The organism is Streptomyces sp. NPDC006283, from assembly GCF_040613325.1.
In the GTDB taxonomy this organism is placed as follows: domain Bacteria; phylum Actinomycetota; class Actinomycetes; order Streptomycetales; family Streptomycetaceae; genus Streptomyces.
The window spans coordinates 1-15,034 of sequence record NZ_JBEXRZ010000009.1; the positions used below are offsets into that span (position 1 = coordinate 1).

Genomic DNA, 15,034 nt, shown 5'->3' on the forward strand with positions numbered 1-15,034 from the left:
CGGCGTGCGGTTGATCCTCTATCCGGAGCGGCCCGAGGCCAACGGCTGTATCGTGATCGGTCTTTCCGCGCTGATCATCGGCGTCCTCGGACAGGCCCTTCTCAACTGCTCTGTCAAGCGCACCGCTTAGGCGGCGACGACCTCGACACCGAGCTGTGCGGCGACCTCGGGGTGCAGACGCACGGACACCTGGTGCGAGCCCAGGGTCTTGATCGGCGAACCGAGCTCAACGCGGCGCTTGTCGACCTCCGGGCCACCGGCAGCCTTGATCGCCGAGGCGATGTCGGCCGGGGTGACGGAGCCGAAGAGGCGGCCGGCGTCGCCGGAGCGAACAGCCAGACGCACCTTGACGGCCTCGAGCTGGCCCTTGACGGAGTTGGCCTGCTCGATGGTCGCGATCTCGTGGATCTTGCGGGCGCGGCGGATCTGCGCCACGTCCTTCTCGCCACCCTTGGTCCAGCGGATCGCAAAACCGCGCGGGACCAGGTAGTTGCGAGCGTAGCCGTCCTTGACGTCCACGACGTCGCCGGCAGCACCGAGGCCAGAGACCTCGTGGGTGAGGATGATCTTCATGTTTCGGTCACCCTTCCCTTATCGCGCGGTGGACGTGTAGGGCAGCAGCGCCATCTCACGGCTGTTCTTCACGGCCGTGGCGACGTCACGCTGGTGCTGCGTGCAGTTGCCGGTGACGCGGCGGGCACGGATCTTGCCGCGGTCGGAAATGAACTTCCGCAGCATGTTCGTGTCCTTGTAGTCCACGTAAGCGGTCTTGTCCTTGCAGAACGCGCAGACCTTCTTCTTAGGCTTGCGCACAGGCGGCTTCGCCATGGTGTTTCTCCTGTGTGATCAAGAAGTGGGTAACGAGCTGTCCCTAGAAGGGAGGCTCGTCCGAGTAGCCGCCGCCGGAACCGCCGGAGCTTCCGCCCCAGCTGCCCCCACCCTGCTGGCCGCCGCCGGCCGGGGCGCTGGTGGCCCAGGGGTCGTCGGCGGGTGCACCGCCGCCGCCCTGCTGCTGACCACCACCGGGGCCGCCGCCCCAGTTGCCGCCGCCCTGCTGGCCGCCGCCGTAGCCACCCTGGCCGCCGCGACCGGTGGTCTTGGTGACCTTAGCCGTGGCGTTCTTGAGGCTGGGGCCGACTTCCTCGACGTCCAGTTCGTAGACCGTGCGCTTGACGCCCTCGCGGTCCTCGTAGGACCGCTGCTTGAGCCGGCCCTGTACGACGACACGCATGCCGCGCTGGAGCGACTCGGCGACGTTCTCCGCCGCCTGACGCCAGACCGAGCAGGTGAGGAAGAGGCTTTCGCCGTCCTTCCACTCATTGGTCTGACGGTCGAAGGTACGGGGAGTGGACGCGACGCGGAACTTCGCGACCGCCGCACCGGACGGGGTGAAGCGCAGCTCGGGGTCGTCGACGAGATTGCCGACGACCGTGATGACGGTCTCGCCTGCCATGGGTGAACCTCTCGGCGGGATTGCTTCTGGCTGCTTGCTGCTACTCGAACCCGATGACCTCTGAGCTAGACGCTCAGTGGGTCTCGGGACGGAGGACCTTGGTCCGGAGGACCGACTCGTTCAGGTTCATCTGGCGGTCGAGCTCCTTGACGACCGCAGGCTCGGCCTGCAGGTCGATGACCGAGTAGATGCCCTCGGGCTTCTTCTTGATCTCGTAAGCGAGACGACGACGGCCCCAGGTGTCGACCTTCTCGACCTTTCCGTTGCCCTCACGGACGACGGAGAGGAAGTTCTCGATCAGCGGGGAGACAGAACGCTCCTCGAGATCGGGGTCGAGGATGACCATCACCTCGTAGTGACGCATGTGGAACCCACCTCCTTTGGACTCAGCGGCCACGGTCGTTCCGTGGCAGGAGGGTCGTGATGCGTGAGCAACGGTATCCGCCGCCACTGACAATCCCCCTCGTCGAGTGGAGATCGCGTCCTGGCCAGGGCAGACACCGGTGCAGACCGTACAGAGTACCTGCACCCAGGCTTCCGGTTGAAATCCGGTGCCCGATGGCCTCAATCTGTACACATCGGGTGTGCGCGGCGCTACGATGCGCCGCCTTCCGGCAAAGCCAGGAGGTGCCTCATGGCACAGGCAATGCGACGTCCTTCCTCCGCCTCTCTGCTCGCCACGGACGGCAAGCCTCATCCCCTTCAGGACATCCTGATGGCGGTGACGCTGGTCATGGGCGCTCTCGCGTTCATCACGGCGATGTTCCACAGCCTGCATCTGCTGAGTTCGTGGGCCGGGCTCATCGGGATCGCCACAGGCGCGTACGGACAGTTCATCTCGGCGACGACACGCGAGCGATTCCTGCTGATCATCGGCTTGGGCGCATCCGCGGTCGGCTTCTACCTGGGGATGGCCCACGGCGGCCTCTTCGGCGGAGTCCTGGGCTGAAACCACCCCGGCCCACGACAGGAGCGGGAGCGGGAGCGGGCCGATGGGGGGCCCGCTCCTGCGCACAGCCATTCGGGGCCCTTCCTTGGACCAGTAGGCTTCGGCGCGAGAGCCGGAGCCCCTGTACCCATGGGGACACACCTGCCGAGGAGCGCCCCGCATGAGCCTGACCCTGAGGACCATCAGCCGTGAGCAGCATCTGGCGTACATCCAGACCCTGCCCTCGGCCAGTCACTGCCAGGTTCCGGCGTGGGCGGATGTGAAGACGGAGTGGCGCTCGGAGAACCTGGGCTGGTTCGACAAGAGCGGTGAGCTCGTCGGCGTGGGCCTGGTCCTCTACCGCCAGCTCCCCAAGATCAAGCGGTACCTGGCGTACATGCCCGAGGGCCCGGTGATCAACTGGTACGCCCCGAACCTCGACGACTGGCTGCAGCCGATGCTGGCGCACCTCAAGAACCAGGGCGCCTTCTCCGTGAAGATGGGCCCGCCGGTCGTCATCCGCCGCTGGAACGCCTCCGCGATCAAGGCCGGCATCCAGGACCCGGACGTGAAGCGCCTGCGCGACGTGGAGGCGACGCACATCGAACCGCGCGCCTTCGAAGTGGCGGACCGGCTGCGGAAGATGGGCTGGCAGCAGGGCGAGGACGGCGGCGCCGGCTTCGGTGACGTCCAGCCCCGGTACGTCTACCAGGTCCCGCTCGCCAACCGGTCGCTCGACGACGTCCTCAAGGGCTTCAACCAGCTGTGGCGCCGCAACATCAAGAAGGCCGAGAAGGCCGGCGTCGAGGTCGTGCAGGGCCGCTACGAGGACCTGGCCGAATGGCAGCGGCTGTACGAGATCACGGCCGAGCGGGACCGCTTCCGGCCGCGCCCGCTCTCGTACTTCCAGCGGATGTGGACGGTGCTCAACAGCGAGGACCCCAACCGCATGCGCCTGTACTTCGCCCGGCACAACGGGGTGAACCTCTCCGCGGCGACGATGCTCGTCGTCGGCGGCCACGTCTGGTACTCCTACGGCGCGTCGGACAACATCGGGCGCGAGGTCCGTCCCTCGAACGCGATGCAGTGGCGGATGCTGCGCGACGCCTACGCCATGGGCGCGACGGTCTACGACCTGCGGGGCATCAGCGACTCACTCGACGAGACGGACCACCTCTTCGGTCTGATCCAGTTCAAGGTCGGCACCGGCGGCGAAGCCGTCGAGTACGTCGGCGAGTGGGACTTCCCACTCAACAAGTTGCTCCACAAGGCGCTGGACATCTACATGTCCCGTCGCTGACGACGCCCGGACGACTCCGTAGTCTCGTACACCTCTGACACACCGCAGCCACCAGAAAGGTTCCGGGCCGGCCATGGCGCTCTCCCTCTACGTCGACACCGCTCGCTGGCGGGCGCACCAGAAGTCGGTGATCGACCAGTTCCCCGGTCTCGTCCCGGTCTGCAAGGGCAACGGATACGGCTTCGGCCACGAGCGGCTGTCGGAGGAGGCCACACGTTTCGGTGCGGACATGCTGGCCGTGGGCACCACCTACGAGGCCGCTCGGATCAAGGACTGGTTCGGCGGCGATCTGCTGGTGCTCACCCCGTTCCGGCGCGGTGAGGAGCCGGTGCCGCTGCCGGACCGCGTGGTGCGCTCCGTCTCGTCCGTGGACGGGGTGCACGCGCTGGTGGGGGCGAGGGTCGTCATCGAGTGCATGAGCTCGATGAAGCGCCACGGCATCTCGGAGCAGGACCTCGGCCATTTGCACGCGGCCATCGAGGACGTGCGGCTGGAAGGCTTCGCCCTGCACCTTCCGCTGGACCGTACGGACGGCTCCGACGCGGTCGAGGAGGTCATCGGCTGGATGGACCGGCTGCGCGCCGCCAGGCTGCCGCTGCACACGATGTTCGTGAGCCATCTGCGCGCCCAGGAACAGGCGCGGCTGCAGCAGCAGTTCCCGCAGACCCGTTTCCGGGCCCGCATCGGCACACGGCTGTGGCTCGGCGACCACGACGCGACGGAGTACCGGGGCGCCGTGCTGGACGTCACCCGGGTCGCCAAGGGGGATCGTTTCGGCTACCGCCAGCAGAAGGCCGCCTCCGACGGCTGGCTGGTCGTCGTGGCCGGCGGTACGTCACACGGCGTGGGTCTGGAGGCGCCGAAAGCCCTGCACGGCGTCATGCCCCGCGCCAAGGGTGTGGCGCGGGCGGGTCTGGCGACGGTCAACCGGAACCTGTCGCCGTTCGTGTGGGCGGGCAAGCAGCGCTGGTTCGCCGAGCCGCCCCACATGCAGGTCTCGATCCTCTTCGTACCCGCCGACGCCCAGGAGCCGAAGGTCGGGGACGAGCTGGTGGCGCATCTGCGTCACACGACGACGCAGTTCGACCGGCTGGTCGACCGCTAGGGCCTCTCGTTCGGATCAGGCCCCGGATCACAGAGCGGGCCTGATCCGGTCGAAGGACCCTGGGGCCGAGCCGGCCGGCCACCCCTGGCAGTCCTCCGGCCCTGCCGGGCACGGCGGCCAGGGCTCAGGCCGACGGCTGCGGACCCGCCCCCGGGCCGCTCCCCGCCCGGGTGCCCCACTCGACCCGTGGCCCCTCAACAGCGTGCGCGGCATGGCGCGGCGGGTGGGCCGCCGGACCCAGCACGAACACGTCCGAGGCACCGTCGAGCACACCACCCGCCGGGTCGTCGGAACCGTCCTGGCGTACGCCGTCGCGTTCCGGCATGAGGATGTCCCGCACGATCACCGCGCAGAGATACAGCGTCCCGAGCAGATGCAGTGCGATGGCCACCTGGTAGCCCTCGGGCGGCAGCCCCTGGTGCTTGGGGCTGGTCGTGTACGCCAGGTACATCCAGATGCCCAGGTAGTACATGACCTCGCACGCCTGCCACACCAGGAAGTCACGCCAGCGCGGCCGGGCGAGAGCGGCCAGCGGGATCAGCCACAGCACGTACTGCGGCGAGTAGACCTTGTTGGTGAGGATGAACGCGGCCACGACCAGGAACGCCACCTGCGCGAACCGGGGCCGACGGGGTGCCCTGAGAATGAGCAGGGCGATGCCGGCGCAGGCCAGGATCATCAGCAGGGTGGCGTAGGTGTTGACCTTCTCGACGTCGATCGGCTCGCCGGTGCGCTGGGTGATGATCAGCCAGAACGATCCGAAGTCGATCTGGCGCTCCTGGCTGAAGGTGTAGAACTTCTTCCACCCCTCGGGTGCGAGCAGCATGACCGGCAGATTGACCGCGAGCCAGGCGGCCGCCGCGCCCAGCATCGCCGTGGCGAACTCCCGCCATTTGCCCGCCCGCCAGCACAGGACCAGGAGCGGGCCGAGCAGCAGCACGGGGTAGAGCTTGGCGGCCGTCGCCAGCCCGATCAGGATGCCGAAGGCCAGAACCCGCCCACGTGACCACATCAGCATTGCCGCCGCGGTCAGCGCCACGGCGAGCAGATCCCAGTTGATGGTGGCCGTGAGAGCGAACGCGGGCGCCAGGGCCACGAGGAGACCGTCCCAGGGGCGCCGGCGGTGGGTACGGGCGACGCAGACGGCGATGACGGCGGCGCAGATCATCAGCAGGCCTGCGTTGATCATCCAGTACATCTGCTGCTGTTGCTGGCCGGAGCCGCCGGCGATCCCGCCGATCCAGGCGGCGAACTGCATGAACACGCCCGTCAGTACGGGGTATTCGAGGTACTCCATGTCGCCGGGGAGCCGGTCGAAGTACGGGATCAGACCTTCGGAGAAGCCTCGCCCCACGAAGAGATGGGGGATGTCCGAGTAGCAGGCATGGGTGTACTGCGAGCTCGTGCCCCTGAACCAGGCCCAGTTGTAGCAGGGCAGCTTCTGCACCATGCCGAGCGCGAACACGCCGATGGTGACGAGCACCACCACACGCACGGGCGTGAACCAGTTGTCGTCGCCGCGCGCGGCCCAGCGGCCGGCGGGGCCGCCGATCAGCTCGCTGCCGGCCGCTGCGATCCGGTCACGCCGTGTGGGCCGCACATCGGGGCCGTCAGGTCGCGCGGGGAGGGCCCGTGGGCGGTCCTCGTGCACGCTCGTCTCTTCTGCGCTGGGCATGGTGCACATCCTGCCGTACGGGGCGGTGGACACGGCGAGGGCCGCCGCACCCGGGGGGACAGGCACAGGTCCTGTGGCTTCCCGGGTGCGGCGGCCCTCGTCGTTACGGGGCGGTCGTCGTCAGCTGTCGCCGTCGGAGCCTCCGAAGATCCCGCCGCCGTTGCCGTTCCCGCCGTTGCCGTTGCCTCCGCCGCTGTCGGCTCCGCCGTCGGTGCCCGGTGACGTCGTCGGACTGGGCGTCGGGCCGCCGTTGCCCCCGCCCTGGTCGTTGCCGCCGTCGGCCCCGCCGTCGACGCCGCAGGTCCAGTCCTCCCACGGGTTGCAGGACTGCGAGGGTCCGGGGCTGGTGGACGGGCTCGGGGACGGCGACTGGGACGGGCTCGAGGACGGCGACTCGGACGGGGAGCTGCTCGGCGTCGGGCTCGGGCTGACCGCGCCGCCGCCCCACACGGCCTCGCCTTCGATGGGCTCCGGCTCGGGGAACTTGATGATCTCCGCGTTCTCGAGCGCGTCCGACATGTAGTCCTGCCAGATCTGGGACGGGAACGACGAGCCGTGGATCGTGTCCCGGTCACCGGTGCCGTACATCTCCAGGAACTCGCGCTTCTTGGCCTTCTCGTCGTCGTTGAGGCGGTACATGTCGATCGCCGTCGACAGCTGCGGCGTGTAACCGACGAACCAGGCCGACTTGTTGCCGTCGGTCGTACCGGTCTTGCCGGCCACCTGGCGGCCGGGGAGCCGGGCCTTCCTGCCGGTGCCCTCCGGGTCGTCGACGACATCCCTGAGCACGTCGGTCACATTGCTGGCCACGGCCTTGCTGAACTTCTGCTCGGCCTCGTCCACGTGCTCGTAGACCGTCTCGCCCTCGTGCTTCACCAGCTTGACCGAGTACGGGTCACGCTGCTCGCCCCCGGCGGCGAAGGTTCCGTAGGACCCTGCCATGCGGATGGCGCTGGGCTCGGAGATACCGAGCGAGAACGAGGGCACGTTCGACTTGGTCAGGCTGGACTCGAGCAGACCGGCGTCGATCGCCGCTTCCCTGACCGTCTGGATGCCGATGTCCATGCCGAGCTGCACATAGGGCGAGTTGGCTGAGTGGATCATGGCTTCGCGGAGGCTGATGTTGCCGTAGCTCTCCTGACCGTCGTTGGTCTGGAGCCACTCCTTCCCTTCCTCGTTGTGCCAGACGGAGCCGTCGTAGTTCTTGATCTTGAGCTTGTTCTTGCCGCTGTAGCGGCTCTTGTTCGGGTCGACGATCGTGCGGGTGTCGGATCCTTGGTCAGGTCCGAGCTCGGGGTCGCGGACGCCGTCACGCATGGCCGCGGCAAGGACGAACGGCTTGAACGTGGAGCCGACCTGCGCACCGGTCGCGTCGGCGTTGTTGGTGAAGTGCTTCGTCGCGTCCTCACCGCCGTAGATCGCGACGATCTTGCCGGTCTCGGGCTCGACCGAGGCGCCACCGAACTGGACGTGGGTGTCCGTGTCGGGCCGCTTCTTCGGGTCGATGTTCTCCTTGCGGACCTTGATGACGGCCTTCTCGAGCTGCTGGACCTTCTTCTTGTCGAAGGTCGTGTGGATCTCGTAGCCGCCCTGGGTGAGGTCGTCGGCGGTGATGCCCTGATCGTTGCTGTTGACGAAGTTGGCCTTGGCCAGGTCCACCAGGTAGCCGATCTGACCGCTCAGCTGGGCGTTCTTGCGGGGCTTCTCGAGCTGGGGGAGCTCGGTGTACTTCTGGCGCTCCGCGGCGTCGAGGTGGCCGTCCTTGACCATCTCGTCGAGGATCCAGGACCAGCGCTTGTAGGCCCGCTCCCTGTTGGCCTCGGGAGTCGCCGCCGCATCGATGGAGGTGGCGCCCGCCGGGTCGTAGTAGGTCGCGCCCTTGAGGAGCGCGGCAAGGAACGCGCTCTGGCTCGCGTCCAGCTGGGCTGCGTCCTTGTCGAAGTACGTACGGGCGGCGGCCTGGATGCCGTACGCGCCGCGGCCGTAGTACGAGGTGTTGAGATACCCCTCCATGATCTCGGACTTTTCCATCTTCGAGTCGATCTTCATGGAGATGAACAGCTCTTGGAACTTGCGCTCGAGCGTCTGGTCCTGGTTGTCCAAGCGCGCGTTCTTCACATACTGCTGGGTGATCGTGGAGCCACCCTGTGTCTCCTCGCCCAGGGCCATGTTGAACACGGCGCGGCCGATACCCATCGGGTCGATGCCCGAGTCCTTGCGGAACGTCTTGTTCTCCGCGGAGATCACGGCGTTCTGCATGTGTGCCGGGATCTTCTCGATGCCGATGATCTGCCGGTTGACCTCGCCACCGGTGGCGACCATCTGCGAGCCGTCGTCCCAGTAGTAGACGTTGTTCTGCGCCTTGGCCGCTTCGGCCGGGTTGGGGATCGCGACCATGGCGTAGGCGATGGTCCCGGCCGTCATCAGGCTGGCGAGGAAGCCGAGGAACAGACCGGTCACGAGCTTCCAGGACGGCACCCAGCGACGCCACCCGTACTTGTCGTGGCGCGGGTAGTCGATCAGCCGCTTCTTCCGCGGCGGACCACCATGTCCTCCGGGTCCGTCGTGCCCTCCGCCGCCACCGCGGCGACCGCCGCCGCGGCCTCCGTGGCCGGCTCCTGCCTCGTCCATACGCCGACGGCCGCCACCACCTCGTTGTGCGGCGCGCCGGGCCTCGGCGCGGCCCCCGTAGGGGCGCTCCTCGCCATAGGAGGCGGAAAGTGAGGCTGATGTGGTGCCGCGGGGCTGGACGCCCCGGCGACCCGAAGGCTGCTGGGCTGCGCGTCTGGCCGCGGCACGCCCGCCACCCTGGGACTGCGGCGGTTTGCGACGGTGCTCGCTCATCGAACGACTACTCCTCGGGCAGGCGAGACGCCTGGAAGCGGCAGTTGTGTTCCGGTCCCCCCGAAATGGATACGGACGAGCTCTGCGAAGGGCTCATCCGCTGTGCATCCACGGCGATGACGCCTGGGGGCGTCACATGGTTCCCGCTGGTCTGCATCCGCACAGACTACGCACGGCCAAAACCCGCCTAGCCCTGAAGTTCACCCCATATCAGGCAACTCACTCCCCACGAATTGACGATGTGACGCCGTTCACCATGCCCCCTCTTGTCGCAGCAGGCACACGGCCCTATCGTGCTGATGTATCGAGTCGATACATCAGCACGGCATAAATGACCGGGACCGGCGAGGGAGGCGACTGTGAGCAGACGCTCCGGCATCCTCGAGTTCGCCGTCCTCGGTCTGCTCCGTGAAGCCCCGATGCACGGTTACGAGCTGCGTAAGCGGCTCAATACGTCGCTCGGGATCTTCCGGGCCTTCAGCTACGGGACCCTTTACCCCTGCCTCAAGACGCTGGTCGCCAACGGCTGGTTGATCGAGGAACCGGGAAGCGCCCCCGAGGACGCCCTCGCCGCCTCACTCGCCGGTCGACGCGCCAAGATCGTCTACCGGCTGACGGCAGAAGGTAAGGAGCACTTCGAGGAGCTGCTCTCGCACACCGGCCCCGACACGTGGGAGGACGAGCATTTCGCCGCTCGCTTCGCCTTCTTCGGTCAGACGGAGCGCGATGTGCGGATGCGGGTGCTGGAGGGCCGTCGCAGCCGGCTGGAAGAGCGCCTCGACAAGATGCGCGCCTCCTTGGCCCGCACCCGTGAGCGCCTCGACGACTACACCCTCGAGCTCCAGCGCCACGGTATGGAGTCCGTGGAGCGCGAAGTGCGCTGGCTGAACGAGCTCATCGAGAGCGAGCGGGCAGGGCGGGATCAGCGACGACCCTCCCCAGAAGGCACCGCTCAGCAGGACTACACATCTGGAGCGACGGGCGGCCTGCCCCGGCACCAGGGTGCCGAGTCCTCCGGAGGGACACCTCCCGAGGGCTCCACCCCGCCGGATCCGTCCGACGACACCGCCAAGTGAAGCCCTGCGATCCGCAGGGTTTCATCCGGAATACCGAGATCACACAGGGAGCAACCGGAATGGGTTCGGTTCGCGTAGCCATCGTCGGCGTGGGCAACTGCGCCGCCTCGCTGGTGCAGGGCGTCGAGTACTACAAGGACGCCGACCCGGCCGGCAAGGTGCCGGGTCTGATGCACGTCCAGTTCGGCGACTACCACGTCCGTGACGTGGAGTTCGTGGCCGCCTTCGACGTGGACGCCAAGAAGGTCGGCCTCGACCTCTCGGACGCCATCGGCGCCAGCGAGAACAACACCATCAAGATCTGCGACGTGCCGACCACCGGCGTCACCGTTCAGCGTGGCCACACGCTCGACGGCCTGGGCAAGTACTACCGCCAGACCATCGAGGAGTCCGCCGAGGCCCCGGTCGACATCGTCCAGACCCTCAAGGACAAGCAGGTCGACGTCCTGGTCTGCTACCTGCCCGTCGGTTCCGAGGACGCTGCGAAGTACTACGCGCAGTGCGCCATCGACGCCAAGGTCGCGTTCGTCAACGCCCTTCCGGTCTTCATCGCCGGCACCAAGGAGTGGGCGGACAAGTTCACCGAGGCCGGTGTCCCGATCGTCGGCGACGACATCAAGTCCCAGGTCGGCGCCACCATCACGCACCGCGTCATGGCGAAGCTCTTCGAGGACCGGGGCGTCATCCTGGACCGCACGATGCAGCTGAACGTCGGCGGCAACATGGACTTCAAGAACATGCTCGAGCGTGAGCGTCTGGAGTCCAAGAAGATCTCGAAGACGCAGGCCGTCACTTCGCAGATTCCCGACCGCGAGATGGGCGAGAAGAACGTCCACATCGGCCCGTCGGACTACGTCGCCTGGCTGGACGACCGCAAGTGGGCGTACGTGCGCCTCGAGGGCCGCGCCTTCGGTGACGTCCCGCTGAACCTCGAGTACAAGCTCGAGGTCTGGGACTCCCCGAACTCGGCGGGCGTCATCATCGACGCCGTGCGCGCCGCGAAGATCGCCAAGGACCGCGGTATCGGTGGCCCGATCCTCTCCGCGTCCTCGTACTTCATGAAGTCCCCGCCGGTTCAGTACTTCGACGACGAGGCACGTCTGAACGTCGAGAAGTTCATCCAGGGCGAGGTCGAGCGCTAAGCGCTTCGTTCTGCCCCAACGCGGAGGGTCCCCGGGTCGTACACCCGGGGACCCTCCGCGTGTGTGACCCTTGCTCGCATGCCTGTCGTACGTGATCTGCGCGTACTCCTGCGCCTGACCGACTTCCGTCGGCTCCTGACCGTGCGGTTGCTGTCCCAGTCGGCCGACGGTGTCTACCAGGTCGCCCTCGCCACCTACGTGGTCTTCTCCCCCGAGAAGCAGACCTCTCCGGCCGCGATCGCCTCCGCCATGGCCGTCCTGCTCCTGCCGTACTCCTTCGTCGGACCCTTCGCCGGAGTTCTGCTGGACCGCTGGCCACGTCGCCAGGTGTTCCTCTACGGGAACCTGTTGCGGGCGCTCCTCGCCTGCTGCACAGCCGTGCTGATCGTCGCCTCCGTCCCCGACTGGCTCTTCTACGCCTCGGCGCTGTCCGTCACCGCTGTCAACCGATTCGTGTTGGCAGGCCTCTCGGCGGCGCTGCCGCGCGTCGTGGACCCCGACCGCCTCGTCATGGCCAATTCCCTCTCACCGACCGCGGGGACGCTGGCCGCTACCGCGGGCGGTGGTCTCGCCTTCCTGATGCGCCTCGTCGCCTCGGACTCCGACGCCGCGGTGGTGCTGCTCGGCGCAGCGCTCTACCTCTGCTCGGCCCTCGCGTCACTGCGCATCGGGCGTGAACTGCTCGGGCCCGACCCGGCCGAGGTCCAACCACGCCTGGGCACCGCGATCGCTTCGACTGCGCGAGGGCTGCTGGACGGACTGGGGCATCTCCGCCGGCGTCCGGCGGCAGGCCACGCGCTGGGCGCGATGACCCTGCTGCGCTTCTGCTACGGCGCGTTGACCGTGATGGTGCTCATGCTCTGCCGGTACGCATGGGCCGACGAAGAATCGGAGGGGCTCGCTCTGCTCGGCCTGGCGGTCGCCGCATCCGGTGCGGGCTTCTTCGCCGCGGCCGTGGTGTCCCCGTGGGCGACCGGAAGACTCGGCCGCTTCGGGTGGATAGTGGCCTGCGCGACAGCCGCCGCAGTCCTCGAACCCGCCCTGGCACTCCCGTTCGCCCCGGGGCCGATGCTCGTGGCGGCATTCGTTCTCGGTCTGATCACACAGGGCGCGAAGATCGCGACCGACACCGTGGTGCAAAGCTCCGTGGACGACGCCTTCCGAGGCAGGGTCTTCTCCCTCTACGACGTCCTGTTCAACGTCGCCTTCGTCGGTGCGGCGGCAATCGCCGCGCTGATGCTGCCTCCTGACGGGCGATCGGTTCCGCTGGTTCTCGTGGTCGCCGTGATCTACGCGACAGTTGCCGTCACACTGGCGCGTTGGAGTCATGTCGGCCGATTGCTATAGCGTGCGCGCGTCAAACATCGATCGCACGTTCACAGGGGGACCCCCACATGACCTATCCGCCGCAGCAGGGACCGGGCCCCTACGGGCAGCCCGGCCCGTACGGTCAGCAGCAGCCCCAGCCGGGTTACGGGTATCCCCAGCAGCAGCAGCCGCAGCAGCCCGGGCCGGGTTATGGCTACCCGCAGCAGCCTCAGGCACCCCAGCAGCAGCAGTGGGGCGCGCCTCCGCCGCCGCCCCCGGCGCCCGAGCGTCGGGGCCTCGGCCTCAAGACCAAGTTCCAGATAGTCGTGGGCGTCCTGGCCGTCATCGCCTTCGCCGTGTTCTGGTTCATGGGCCGCGATGACGCCGACACCGCGAAGGCCGGCGACTGCATGAAGAACAGCGGGAACGAGATCAACCCCGATCTTGAGGTCGTCGACTGCGGTGGCGCCGAGGCTGCGTACAAGGTGGTCTCCGTGCACGGCGACACGACGGACCGGACGATCTGCGAGGGCAAGGCCGACATCGGCTACTTCGAGCAGACCAGCGGTGGCCGGCGGAGTTCCGGCAAGTCGTTCGTGCTCTGCCTGAACGAGATGAAGAAGTAGCGGATGCAGCGAGGGCGATGTTTCACGTGAAACATCGCCCTCGATCATGAAGACGGTGCGATGTTTCACGTGAAACATCGCACCGTTTCTCTCTCAGCCCTGGATGGCCCACCACTCCTTGAGCGCAGCCACTGCCTCGTCGTGCTCCATCGGCCCGTTCTCCAGGCGCAGCTCCAAGAGGAACGCATAGGCCTTGCCGATCACCGGACCGGGACCGATTCCCAGGATCTCCTGAATCTGGTTGCCGTTCAGGTCCGGCCTGATCGCATCCAGCTCTTCCTGTTCCTGGAGCTGCGCGATGCGGCCCTCAAGACCGTCATAGGCCCGCGACAGGGCGCCTGCCTTGCGCTTGTTGCGGGTGGTGCAGTCCGAGCGCGTCAGCTTGTGCAGTCGGTTCAGGAGCGGGCCGGCGTCGCGCACATACCGCCGCACCGCGGAGTCGGTCCACTCGCCGGTCCCGTATCCGTGGAACCGCAGATGAAGCTCCACCAGCCGCGCGACGTCCTTGACCATCTCGTTCGAGTACTTCAGCGCCGCCATGCGCTTCTTGGTCATCTTCGCGCCCACCACCTCGTGATGGTGGAAGGAGACCCGGCCGTCCTCCTCGAAGCGCCGAGTGCGGGGCTTGCCGATGTCATGGAGCAGCGCGGCCAGCCGCAGCACGAGGTCGGGCCCCTCCTCCTCGAGATCGATGGCCTGCTCCAGCACGGTCAGCGAGTGCTCGTAGACATCCTTGTGCCGGTGGTGCTCATCACTCTCCAGCCGCAGGGCCGGCAGCTCGGGCAGTACGTGCGCGGCAAGGCCGGAGTCGACGAGCAGCGCGAGCCCCTTACGGGGGTGCGCCCCGGTGATCAGCTTGTTCAGCTCGTCACGCACCCGTTCGGCCGAGACGATGTCGATCCGCTCCGCCATGGCCTTCATGGCGGAGACCACGTCGGGTGCCACCTCGAAGTCGAGCTGCGCGGCGAAGCGGGCAGCCCGCATCATGCGGAGCGGGTCGTCGGAGAAGGACTCCTCCGGAGTCCCCGGCGTCCGCAGCACCCGTGCCGAGAGATCCTCGAGACCGCCGTGCGGGTCGATGAACTCCTTCTCCGGCAGCGCCACGGCCATCGCGTTCACCGTGAAGTCGCGTCGGACCAGGTCTTCCTCGATCGAGTCGCCGTAGGACACCTCCGGCTTGCGCGAGGTCCTGTCGTACGCCTCCGAGCGGTACGTCGTCACCTCGATCTGGAAGCGCTGGACCGTGTCGCCGACGCGGCCGTCCTTCTGCGCACCGACCGTGCCGAAGGCGATACCGACGTCCCACACCGAATCCGCCCACGGGCGGACGATCTTCAGCACATCCTCGGGCCGGGCATCCGTCGTAAAGTCGAGGTCGTTGCCGAGCCGACCGAGCAACGCATCGCGGACCGAGCCCCCGACAAGGGCGAGACTGAAACCGGCCTCGCGAAAACGGCGCGCCAGGTCGTCGGCGACGGGCGACACCCGCAGCAGTTCGCTCACCGCTCGGCGTTGCACCTGGCTCAGGGCAGTGGGGTTGTCTTCATTGGCTTTCGGCACAACAGAAAAGGGTACGT

Annotated in this window: 15 protein-coding genes; 8 read left to right on the top strand and 7 right to left on the bottom strand. The window is 67.6% G+C overall.

Annotated features, from left to right (window positions below):
• Positions 1-126: 126 nt before the first annotated feature.
• The 4 genes from rplI to rpsF all read right to left on the bottom strand — a co-directional run bounded on the left by rplI (position 127) and on the right by rpsF (position 1,817).
• Entirely contained in the window at positions 127-573 is a 447-nt protein-coding gene (gene rplI / locus ABZ070_RS03630; protein WP_328398840.1) for a 50S ribosomal protein L9, read from the bottom strand.
• An 18-nt stretch (positions 574-591) separates the two neighbouring features.
• Positions 592-828, bottom strand: coding sequence for a 30S ribosomal protein S18 (gene rpsR / locus ABZ070_RS03635; RefSeq protein ID WP_005315025.1), 237 nt, complete (start codon positions 826-828; stop codon positions 592-594).
• Positions 829-871: 43 nt separating this feature from the next.
• Entirely contained in the window at positions 872-1,453 is a 582-nt protein-coding gene (locus ABZ070_RS03640; RefSeq protein ID WP_356629504.1) for a single-stranded DNA-binding protein, read from the bottom strand.
• Positions 1,454-1,526: 73 nt separating this feature from the next.
• On the bottom strand, positions 1,527-1,817 hold the full coding sequence (gene rpsF / locus ABZ070_RS03645; RefSeq protein ID WP_093655579.1) for a 30S ribosomal protein S6: 291 nt from the start codon (positions 1,815-1,817) through the stop codon (positions 1,527-1,529).
• 270 nt (positions 1,818-2,087) lie between these two features.
• Here rpsF and ABZ070_RS03650 point away from each other — a divergent pair, with 270 nt between their 5' ends.
• The 3 genes from ABZ070_RS03650 (at position 2,088) to ABZ070_RS03660 (ending at position 4,786) form a co-directional block, all read left to right on the top strand.
• On the top strand, positions 2,088-2,402 hold the full coding sequence (locus tag ABZ070_RS03650; RefSeq protein ID WP_356629506.1) for a hypothetical protein: 315 nt from the start codon (positions 2,088-2,090) through the stop codon (positions 2,400-2,402).
• 160 nt (positions 2,403-2,562) lie between these two features.
• Positions 2,563-3,681 carry a peptidoglycan bridge formation glycyltransferase FemA/FemB family protein gene (locus tag ABZ070_RS03655; protein WP_356629508.1) on the top strand — a complete coding sequence of 373 codons (1,119 nt, stop codon included), beginning with the start codon at positions 2,563-2,565 and terminating at the stop codon, positions 3,679-3,681.
• Positions 3,682-3,754: 73 nt separating this feature from the next.
• Positions 3,755-4,786 carry an alanine racemase gene (locus ABZ070_RS03660; RefSeq protein ID WP_356629510.1) on the top strand — a complete coding sequence of 344 codons (1,032 nt, stop codon included), beginning with the start codon at positions 3,755-3,757 and terminating at the stop codon, positions 4,784-4,786.
• A gap of 124 nt (positions 4,787-4,910) precedes the next feature.
• Here ABZ070_RS03660 and ABZ070_RS03665 read toward each other — a convergent pair whose 3' ends face one another.
• Complete coding sequence (locus tag ABZ070_RS03665) at positions 4,911-6,461, bottom strand: glycosyltransferase 87 family protein (RefSeq protein ID WP_356629512.1); 1,551 nt, start codon at positions 6,459-6,461, stop codon at positions 4,911-4,913.
• A 120-nt stretch (positions 6,462-6,581) separates the two neighbouring features.
• Positions 6,582-8,984 carry a transglycosylase domain-containing protein gene (locus ABZ070_RS03670; RefSeq protein WP_356629619.1) on the bottom strand — a complete coding sequence of 801 codons (2,403 nt, stop codon included), beginning with the start codon at positions 8,982-8,984 and terminating at the stop codon, positions 6,582-6,584.
• A gap of 24 nt (positions 8,985-9,008) precedes the next feature.
• On the opposite strand from ABZ070_RS03670, the gene ABZ070_RS03675 reads away from it, so the two are divergent.
• From ABZ070_RS03675 to ABZ070_RS03695, 5 genes are all read left to right on the top strand, one after another.
• A complete protein-coding gene (locus ABZ070_RS03675; RefSeq protein WP_356629625.1) occupies positions 9,009-9,185 on the top strand; it encodes a hypothetical protein in 177 nt (58 codons plus the stop codon).
• Positions 9,186-9,664: 479 nt separating this feature from the next.
• On the top strand, positions 9,665-10,381 hold the full coding sequence (locus ABZ070_RS03680; protein ID WP_356629514.1) for a PadR family transcriptional regulator: 717 nt from the start codon (positions 9,665-9,667) through the stop codon (positions 10,379-10,381).
• 59 nt (positions 10,382-10,440) lie between these two features.
• Positions 10,441-11,523 carry an inositol-3-phosphate synthase gene (locus tag ABZ070_RS03685; RefSeq protein ID WP_356629516.1) on the top strand — a complete coding sequence of 361 codons (1,083 nt, stop codon included), beginning with the start codon at positions 10,441-10,443 and terminating at the stop codon, positions 11,521-11,523.
• A gap of 78 nt (positions 11,524-11,601) precedes the next feature.
• Positions 11,602-12,870 carry an MFS transporter gene (locus ABZ070_RS03690; RefSeq protein WP_356629518.1) on the top strand — a complete coding sequence of 423 codons (1,269 nt, stop codon included), beginning with the start codon at positions 11,602-11,604 and terminating at the stop codon, positions 12,868-12,870.
• Positions 12,871-12,917: 47 nt separating this feature from the next.
• Positions 12,918-13,457: a hypothetical protein gene (locus ABZ070_RS03695; RefSeq protein WP_356629520.1), complete on the top strand. Its 540-nt coding sequence runs from the start codon at positions 12,918-12,920 to the stop codon at positions 13,455-13,457.
• 93 nt (positions 13,458-13,550) lie between these two features.
• Here ABZ070_RS03695 and ABZ070_RS03700 read toward each other — a convergent pair whose 3' ends face one another.
• Positions 13,551-15,017 (bottom strand): CCA tRNA nucleotidyltransferase, encoded by a 1,467-nt coding sequence (locus tag ABZ070_RS03700; protein ID WP_356629522.1) that lies wholly within the window; start codon positions 15,015-15,017, stop codon positions 13,551-13,553.
• Positions 15,018-15,034: the final 17 nt, after the last annotated feature.

Bases quoted from the DNA above. Each gene is read 5' to 3' on its own strand.
- ABZ070_RS03695 (WP_356629520.1), top strand. From the start codon at position 12,918: ATGACCTATCCGCCGCAGCAGGGACCGGGCCCCTACGGGCAGCCCGGC.
- ABZ070_RS03655 (WP_356629508.1), top strand. From the start codon at position 2,563: ATGAGCCTGACCCTGAGGACCATCAGCCGTGAGCAGCATCTGGCGTAC.
- ABZ070_RS03660 (WP_356629510.1), top strand. From the start codon at position 3,755: ATGGCGCTCTCCCTCTACGTCGACACCGCTCGCTGGCGGGCGCACCAG.
- ABZ070_RS03675 (WP_356629625.1), top strand. From the start codon at position 9,009: ATGTCCTCCGGGTCCGTCGTGCCCTCCGCCGCCACCGCGGCGACCGCC.
- rpsR (WP_005315025.1), bottom strand. From the start codon at position 828: ATGGCGAAGCCGCCTGTGCGCAAGCCTAAGAAGAAGGTCTGCGCGTTC.
- ABZ070_RS03685 (WP_356629516.1), top strand. From the start codon at position 10,441: ATGGGTTCGGTTCGCGTAGCCATCGTCGGCGTGGGCAACTGCGCCGCC.
- ABZ070_RS03650 (WP_356629506.1), top strand. From the start codon at position 2,088: ATGGCACAGGCAATGCGACGTCCTTCCTCCGCCTCTCTGCTCGCCACG.
- rplI (WP_328398840.1), bottom strand. From the start codon at position 573: ATGAAGATCATCCTCACCCACGAGGTCTCTGGCCTCGGTGCTGCCGGC.
- ABZ070_RS03665 (WP_356629512.1), bottom strand. From the start codon at position 6,461: ATGCCCAGCGCAGAAGAGACGAGCGTGCACGAGGACCGCCCACGGGCC.
- rpsF (WP_093655579.1), bottom strand. From the start codon at position 1,817: ATGCGTCACTACGAGGTGATGGTCATCCTCGACCCCGATCTCGAGGAG.
- ABZ070_RS03640 (WP_356629504.1), bottom strand. From the start codon at position 1,453: ATGGCAGGCGAGACCGTCATCACGGTCGTCGGCAATCTCGTCGACGAC.
- ABZ070_RS03690 (WP_356629518.1), top strand. From the start codon at position 11,602: ATGCCTGTCGTACGTGATCTGCGCGTACTCCTGCGCCTGACCGACTTC.